This is a genomic window from Streptomyces sp. NPDC037290, from assembly GCF_055603245.1.
On record NZ_JBVJVZ010000020.1, the window covers coordinates 1 to 7235 of the forward strand.

The following is a 7235-nucleotide window of genomic DNA, read 5'->3' on the forward strand; positions in this document are numbered from 1 at the left end:
CCCAAGCAGCGCGCGTGAGGACGGGAACGCCCCCCCCCTGTTCATTTTTTGCCTCCCCCCCCCCCCCCCCCCCCCCCCCCCCCCCACCGCTGTGTCGCCGTCCGCTCGGAAAGCGCCGGCCGGGCAACGGGGCGGAGTCAGCGTCTCACCGGTCGAAGTGGACGAGATCTCCTACGGTCCATGCGCTGACGTCCTTGATCGCGACTCGGTACATGCCTCCCGTCTCCGGGATGCCGAGGCTGCCCTGCAGGATCCGAGCGAGGTGAAAGTGCAGATGCGTGGGCGCCTCGCCGCGATCGGGCCGGTTCCCTCGCGGACCGCGCGCAAAGACGTCCGAGAACGGGGCGAGACGGTCCGAGTCCTTCAGGACCTCCGCCACCCGCTCCCTCCACACGGCCTCCGGAGCGAGCCGGCCGGTGATGACGGCGCCGCCGACGACCACGGTCAGCGACATCTGATTGCTTCGCTCCGACTCCACCGCGGCGGAGATGGCGACGAGCAGCTCATCAGGGTTCGACATGACTGCACAGCTTATTCGGCCCACCTGTATCAGGAACCGCCCGTGGGGCTGAAGCAGTTGCGCGCTCGGCAGGAGGCGGCTTCCGCCAACCGGTGAGGCCCGATCGCGGCAGGCTTCTTCCTTCACCAGAAGGGTGAAACCTACTCCAGCACGAGTAGATTTTCGTTCCTGACATGGGTACGCTTCTTCTCGTAGACACGGTCGGAGAGACCCGCCAGACACGAACTGGCGGGTGGATGAATACGAAGTACGCAGGTCAGTGCGGCTCTCGAGTCTCGAAGCCAGAGTGTTCCCAGAACGGTGACGGGACTGAGAGCCGCACTGGGCGGCTCGCACGTCGAGGAGCTGCCAACAGCAGTACCGGTTCACTCAGTGGTTGGTTCGGAGAGGAACGGAGGAGCAGACGCCATCAGGATCGCCCGGCCCGAGAAGCACTCGGCCCGGGTACCGCAAGACCCCGGAATGGATGGTGGTCCCCGGTCAAGCAGCTGCGATCCCCCCGCACCCCCCTCTGCCGGGCTGGGTAGCGGAAACAGAAGGTCGGCACAGTAGTGGGCCGACGGATGGTGTTCAATTTCCTTCGGGGCCCTGGTGCCGTACGCACCAGGGCCCCTCGACGCGTTGCACAACGAGGTGACATGACATCGGACAACCCCCTGAATGATCGTCTGGACGACGACGACTACCCCGCGTACACGATGGGCCGGGCAGCCGAGATGCTCGGCGCCACCCCGGCCTTCCTCCGGGCGATCGGTGAGGCTCGTCTGATCACTCCGCTCCGCTCGGAGGGAGGACATCGGCGGTACTCCCGCTACCAGCTGCGGATCGCCGCGCGCGCCCGGGAGCTCGTCGACAAGGGGACTCCGATCGAGGCCGCGTGCCGCATCGTCATCCTCGAGGACCAGCTCGAGGAAGCGCAGCGCATCAACGCCGAGTACCGTCGTGCCGCCAGCGAGTCGGCGGGCCGAGCCGGCTCCGGCTCCGCCTGAAACACGCGGGCGCGTGTGGTTCCCCTTCCGCCCAGGTCAACAGGGTGAACTGAGGCAAGAGACGCGAGCTTCCCAAGCTTGGGGCTTCGGCCGCCGGATACGTGGTGGCCACCTGACCCGCGGTTCTGTAGCTTGCCCCCATGACCGACAGCCGAAGGGGCAATGCCGCGTAGGCGCCCGTCAGCCCTGCGGGGCGATCTCCCTATCCGCCCCTGGAGGCGGCGACGGTACCCGTTGATCGACCGCCTTTCAGGATCCTGCACAGCTGACCTGCGTCGGCTGGAGCGGACCCGCTTCTGGCCCGAAGCCACAGAAGAAGCGTTCTGGCACTGGCAGGCCTATGCCCATGGCCCCCTCAGACAACTTGTAGACCCCCTCACAGGTCCCGACTGTGGCATACCTGAATGCGGGTGTTACGGCGCCGGCTTCCGTCAGCACCTCGAAGCCGTGCTTCACGCACTGCCCAGGAAGAGCGCGCGTGAGTTGCGGGCCCTCGTGTGGGCCCTCGACAGGAAGATCCTCGCAAGGGCCAAGGTCATCCCGGCTGACAGCCTGGACATGCCATGGTGGCCAGGTCAGCTCTAGGACCATGGGCGGCCGTCCCCACGTCACCATCGCAGTGGGAAACTGTGTGGGCCCGCACGGAAGCCCAGCCCCAAGATCTTGAGGGGATGGTGCACGACCGAGCCGTCTGGTCGCCGATCTACGCGATCTCAGGAACGCTGGACAAGACGCTGCGCGAGATCTTCATACCCGACTACGGCCCGCAGCTCGAAGCCACACAGGGCAGGGAACCTGCCGTACCCGCCCCGAATGACCGCAGCTTCCCAAGCTGAGAGCACGAGTTCGTGGTCTCGACGGTACTCCGCTGCCTGGGCGTGACGGTCTTGCTCCGGGGTGAGCTCGTGAGCGGTGCGGGACTGCTCACCGCCGGGACGGCTGCGGGTGTGTCAGCCGTCAGGATCCCGACGCGCGGTGCGCATGCCCTCGAGCAGGGTGGCGAGATAGCGGTGGGCGGTCTGAACGCGGTCCGCGAGGGGGCCGCCGTGGACGCTGACGGCGTGGGCGATGCCGCACATGAGGGGGACGAGGTCGGTGGCGGCGAGGTCGGGGCGGACGGCTCCGGCGTCGCGGGCCCGCTCGAGGAGCGTGGTCCCGGTCGACTGGAGCGACTTCTTGAGTTCCGTGGTGCGCGGAAGGGCGTCCGTGGCCGTGGCGGCGACCGGGGGCAGGGCGGCGTCGGTGATCTGCGCTTCGACGATGCGGGACAGGAAGTCCTCCAGGGCACGCCCGTGGTCGGTGTCGGCCAGGGCGTGCCGGCCGTGTGCGGCGAGGGCTTCCAGACAGGGGGTGGCGACGGTCTCCAGGAGCGCCTCGGGAGTGGCGAAGTGCCGGTAGACCGTGCCGACGCCGAGTCCCGCCCGCCGTGCGACGTCGTTGAGCTGCAGTGCGGTGCCCTGGTCAACCAGGTCGCGGGCGACGGCGACGATCCGCTCCCAGTTGCGGGCGGCGTCCTTGCGCAGCGGTGTGGTCGTCATGGGGAAGAGTCCAGGTCGCTCATTCGAGGCAGGCGTGCCGTCCGATCATATGCGGGCCTTTCCGGGTGCCGCGCCCGCCGTGGGGGCGGGCCGAGCAGCCCGCCCCCGCGGGGCTGTCAGCACTGGTCTCGCTGCCCGCTGAGGAAGCCGGTGATGATCTCCAGCCAGCGGTGCGGCTGCTCCAGGAAGGGCAGGTGTCCGGTGGGGAGCTCGGCGGTCCGCGCCCCGGGGATGGCCGCGGCCAGGTCGTACTGCAGGGCGGCTGGTATCAGGGTGTCGGCGGTGGTGACGACGACCAGGGTCGGGGCGGTGATCGCGGCGAGGTCGTCGCGGACGTCGGCACGGCGGACCAGGTCGACCTGGGCGCCGGTACCGGGCGGGAGGGCGGCGGCGGTCTGCTCGGCGGCCGCGCGCACCTGGGCGGGAGTGAGGGAGTTCAGCAACGGCGCGCTCACGGCCAGCTGGGTCAGGTACTGGGCGAGCAGGAGGTGCGCTCCGGTGTCGTAGAGCTGCTGCCAGATCGCGGCGGCCAGCTCGGTGCGGGTGTCCACGCGGGCGAAGGTCGCGCTCAGGACGAGCGCGGTGACCCGCTGCGGGTGGCGGACGGCCACCCGGATCGCGACCGGGCCGCCGAGCGAGTATCCGCAGAGGGCGAAGGTGTCGAGCCCTTCGGCGTCCGCGGCGGCGACGAGCTGGTCCGCCATGAGGTCCAGCTGCAGGGGCGTGGGCGTGGCCGGGGTGTGTCCTGAGCCGGGGTAGTCGACCCCGACGACGGTGTGCTGCGCGGCGAGCCCTTCCATGATCGGCCCGTAGTTGGCGTCGATGCCGCCGCCGGCGCCATGGGCGAGGAGGAGGCCGGGGCCGGAGCCGTGAACGGTGCGGTCATAGGCGGTCGGGACTGCGTTGGTCATGTCGTGTCCTCGGTCGGGTGGGGGTGGGCGCGGCGGTGGTCCGGCGTGTTCCGGGGGCGGGCGCGAGGGGGCCGGCGCGGCCGTGTGACCGTTGGCCGGCCCCGTCGGTGTGACGGGCGTCGGGGGCGAGGGTTCACGCGTCCGTGCCGGCCGGCGTGGGTGCGTGGGCTTCGCTGAGCCGGCGCACGGCCTCGGCGAGGCGGCGGTCGGCCGCCGCGCGAAACGGGGTGACCGGGTGGCTCTGGGGGCCGATGACCAGGCCGGTCCGGCCGGTCAGCGCCTTGTCGGTGGCGGCGGCGATCGAGGGCCTGGCCGCCGCCGACGCCGGGCCGGAGGTGGAGCGCTCGAACTTGCGGCGTACCAGCGGCCACAGCAGCCGCAGCGGCGGGGAGACGATCTTCGGGTCGGTCAGGGTGCCGTTGGTCATCTCGGTGGCGGCGCCTCCGGGGTCGGCGGCGAAGACCGATATGCCCGTGCCGGCCAGCCGGGCGGCCAGGTCCAGGGTGTAGGTGAGGTTGGCGAGCTTGGCGCGGCCGTACCAGTGGAAGCCGTAGTAGCCGCCGGGCGGCTCGACGGCGTCGAACACCCGCTTGCCCACGCCGACCGCGCCCGAGGTCACGTTCACGATCCGGCTGGGTGCCCCGGCGGCGAGGGTGGGCAGCAGCAGTTCGGTCAGCAGGTAGGGCGAGAGGTGGTTGACGACGAAGGACGCCTCGACGCCGTCCAGGGTCCGGTGCCGCGGGAACATCGCTCCGACGTTGTTGACCAGCACCGTCAGCGGTTCCCCCGAGGCGGCGTGGTCGGCGGCGATCCGGTCGGCGAGCGCGCGCACCTGGTCGAGCGAGGAGAGGTCGGCGGACAGGAACCGGCCGGCGCCGTCCGGGCCCGCGGCGTTGATCCGCTCGACCGCTCCGGCTCCCCGTTCCGCGTCGCGCCCGACCACGGTGACCGCGAACCCGGCAGCGGCCAGACCCAGCGCCGTCTCCAGGCCGATGCCCCCTGTCCCCGCCGTGACCACAGCTGTCTTCGTCATGAGCTCCTCCACCCCGACAGGAAAACGGATAGTCCATCCGGTTGATCGAGACGCTAGCACACATCCGGATGACCTATCCGGTTAGGCGGCCCGGCCGTGAGCCCACGCGCGAGAACTCCGTAAGGCCGCAGGGCCAGTTGAGGCCGCTTCCTCAACCCCAGGTGTTCGGCCGCCTCGACAGCGCGGGCGAGTCCGCGAACCCCCGGGCCGCCTCGGCGCATGGTCCGGGCGCGGCACTCGCGGCCCTGCTCGACCGCGGGGGGTCGAAGACGGTGCCGGGCAGGCCGGAGGCGTCGTCCCCCTTGATGCCCGCCCGCCGCACGGCGTCGTCCGGTACGGCGCGCCGAGCGGCGCGATGCGCACGCCCGGGCCGAAGACGGTGGCTGTCGGCGTTCCCGGGAACACGGTGGCCGCCGCCCTGGACTCGCCCGGCGTCAGGGCCGTGGCACAGACATCCCCGGATCGGGCGCTCAACCGGCGTGGGGCGCAGGTGAGGTGGCGGGAGCCGGCACGGCCCCCGCTTCCTCCGCATCCGCCGCGCAGCCCACCGTTTCGTGGCCACGGAGTGAGCACCACCGCGGACACGTCAGCGGCACGGGCGGTTCACTCGCCCACCGCGGCAACCCCACAAGACCTGCATGGACGTGGCCTTGACCAGCGGAAGTCGGCGACCGCATGGTGAACGGACCCCCCTCCCAGCCGACCTGACATGCCGTCTGTCACGGCTGCTTTCCGTCACGTCGCCTTTCCGCACCGCCTGCAACCGCACGGAGGCTTGATGCACCGAAGCGAGATACCCTCCGGACACCTGGCGATCCACCACCGGCCGAGACGGCGGGTGCGGCGGACGGCAGCCGCCCTCACCGCGATGCTCACGGTCGCCGTCACCACCCTCACCGTCGGCCTGGCCACCGGGGCCCAGGCCGCCGCTCCCTCATCCGCCCCGCACGCGTCCGCCTCCGCGAGTACGACGGGCTTCGGCTGCGACCATCCCTCGCAAGCGGGACAAGCCCGCTGTTTCGGCATCCTGAAGGCCCACCGCACCGCCTCGGGGCGCCTGACACCCTTCACCTCCGGATCCCCGACCACGGTGGGGTACGTGCCGTCCGAGCTGCGTTCCGCCTACAAACTGGGCGGTACCTCGGGATCCGGGCGCACGGTGGCCATCGTCGACGCCATGGACGACCCGCACGCCGAGTCCGACCTGGCCGCTTACCGCAGGGCATACGGTCTGCCGTCGTGCACCACCGCCAACCACTGCTTCCGCAAGGTGAACCAGGCGGGCCGGGCAGCACCGCTGCCCTCCGGCGACCACGGCTGGGCCGAGGAGATCAGCCTCGACCTCGACATGGTCTCGGCGGCGTGCCCCGGCTGTCACATCCTCCTGGTCGAGGCGAAGTCGGCGAACGTCGCGGATCTCATGAGGGCCGAGGACACCGCCGCCACCACACCCGGCGTCGTCTCCGTCTCCAACAGCTGGGGTGGGTCCGAGGACAACACCATCACGTCGTTCGACTCGCACTTCAAGCACCCCGGCGTCGCGGTCACAGCGAGCTCGGGGGACTCCGGTTACGGCGTCTCCTGGCCGGCCTCCTCCCGGTACGTCACCGCCGTGGGCGGCACCTCGCTGTCCAGGGCGCCCAACGCGCGCGGCTGGACCGAGACGGCCTGGAGCGGCGCGGGTTCGGGCTGCTCGGCGTACGAGGCCAAGCCGTCCTGGCAGCACGACTCCGGATGCGGCAAGCGCGCCGTCGCCGACGTGGCCGCCGTCGCCGATCCCAACACCGGGGTGGCGGTCTACGACACGTACAACAGCTGCGGAGGCGGGTTGTTGTGCGACACCGAGCTTCAACTCGGTGTCGCGCAAGGTGCCGACGGATGGGTCGAAGTCGGTGGCACCAGCGTCTCGTCGCCGATCATCGCGAGCGTCTACGCCCTGGCCGGAAACACCTCTCAGGTCGTGGGCGGCTCATATCCGTACGGCCACAGGTCGGCGCTCTACGACGTCACCTCGGGCAGCAACGGCTCCTGCGGCGGCGGTTACCTGTGCACCGCGGGCCGGGGATACGACGGGCCGACCGGTCTCGGCACACCCCACGGCACCGGTGCCTTCTGACGGCGGCACTCTGCGACCCGCAGGGGGCCGGGGTGGGTGGGGGGGGAGGGAGCGGGAACCCCGTCTTCGCCGTTTCCCCCCCCCCCCCCGCCCCGCCACCCGGCAGAGCCTCCCTCAGTTCACCGCCC

7 protein-coding genes are annotated in these 7235 nt (G+C 71.0%); 3 read left to right on the plus strand and 4 right to left on the minus strand.

Features of this window, described 5'->3' with window-relative positions; genetic code table 11:
* Window positions 1-145: 145 nt before the first annotated feature.
* On the minus strand, window positions 146-520 hold the full coding sequence (locus tag ACZ7HQ_RS37555) for a hypothetical protein (RefSeq protein WP_470999811.1): 375 nt from the start codon (window positions 518-520) through the stop codon (window positions 146-148).
* Between the two features lie 638 nt (window positions 521-1158).
* Here ACZ7HQ_RS37555 and ACZ7HQ_RS37560 point away from each other — a divergent pair.
* Entirely contained in the window at window positions 1159-1509 is a 351-nt protein-coding gene (locus ACZ7HQ_RS37560) for a MerR family transcriptional regulator (protein WP_470999813.1), read from the plus strand.
* Window positions 1510-2180: 671 nt separating this feature from the next.
* On the plus strand, window positions 2181-2345 hold the full coding sequence (locus ACZ7HQ_RS37565) for a hypothetical protein (protein WP_470999815.1): 165 nt from the start codon (window positions 2181-2183) through the stop codon (window positions 2343-2345).
* 114 nt (window positions 2346-2459) lie between these two features.
* Here the strand turns inward: ACZ7HQ_RS37565 and ACZ7HQ_RS37570 are convergent, their stop codons facing one another.
* From ACZ7HQ_RS37570 to ACZ7HQ_RS37580, 3 genes are all read right to left on the minus strand, one after another.
* Window positions 2460-3047 carry a TetR/AcrR family transcriptional regulator gene (locus tag ACZ7HQ_RS37570; RefSeq protein WP_470999816.1) on the minus strand — a complete coding sequence of 196 codons (588 nt, stop codon included), beginning with the start codon at window positions 3045-3047 and terminating at the stop codon, window positions 2460-2462.
* 116 nt (window positions 3048-3163) lie between these two features.
* A complete protein-coding gene (locus tag ACZ7HQ_RS37575; protein WP_470999818.1) occupies window positions 3164-3958 on the minus strand; it encodes an alpha/beta fold hydrolase in 795 nt (264 codons plus the stop codon).
* Window positions 3959-4091: 133 nt separating this feature from the next.
* A complete protein-coding gene (locus ACZ7HQ_RS37580; RefSeq protein ID WP_470999820.1) occupies window positions 4092-4991 on the minus strand; it encodes an SDR family NAD(P)-dependent oxidoreductase in 900 nt (299 codons plus the stop codon).
* A gap of 778 nt (window positions 4992-5769) precedes the next feature.
* On the opposite strand from ACZ7HQ_RS37580, the gene ACZ7HQ_RS37585 reads away from it, so the two are divergent.
* On the plus strand, window positions 5770-7107 hold the full coding sequence (locus tag ACZ7HQ_RS37585; RefSeq protein WP_470999822.1) for a S53 family peptidase: 1338 nt from the start codon (window positions 5770-5772) through the stop codon (window positions 7105-7107).
* The last annotated feature ends 128 nt before the right edge of the window (window positions 7108-7235 follow it).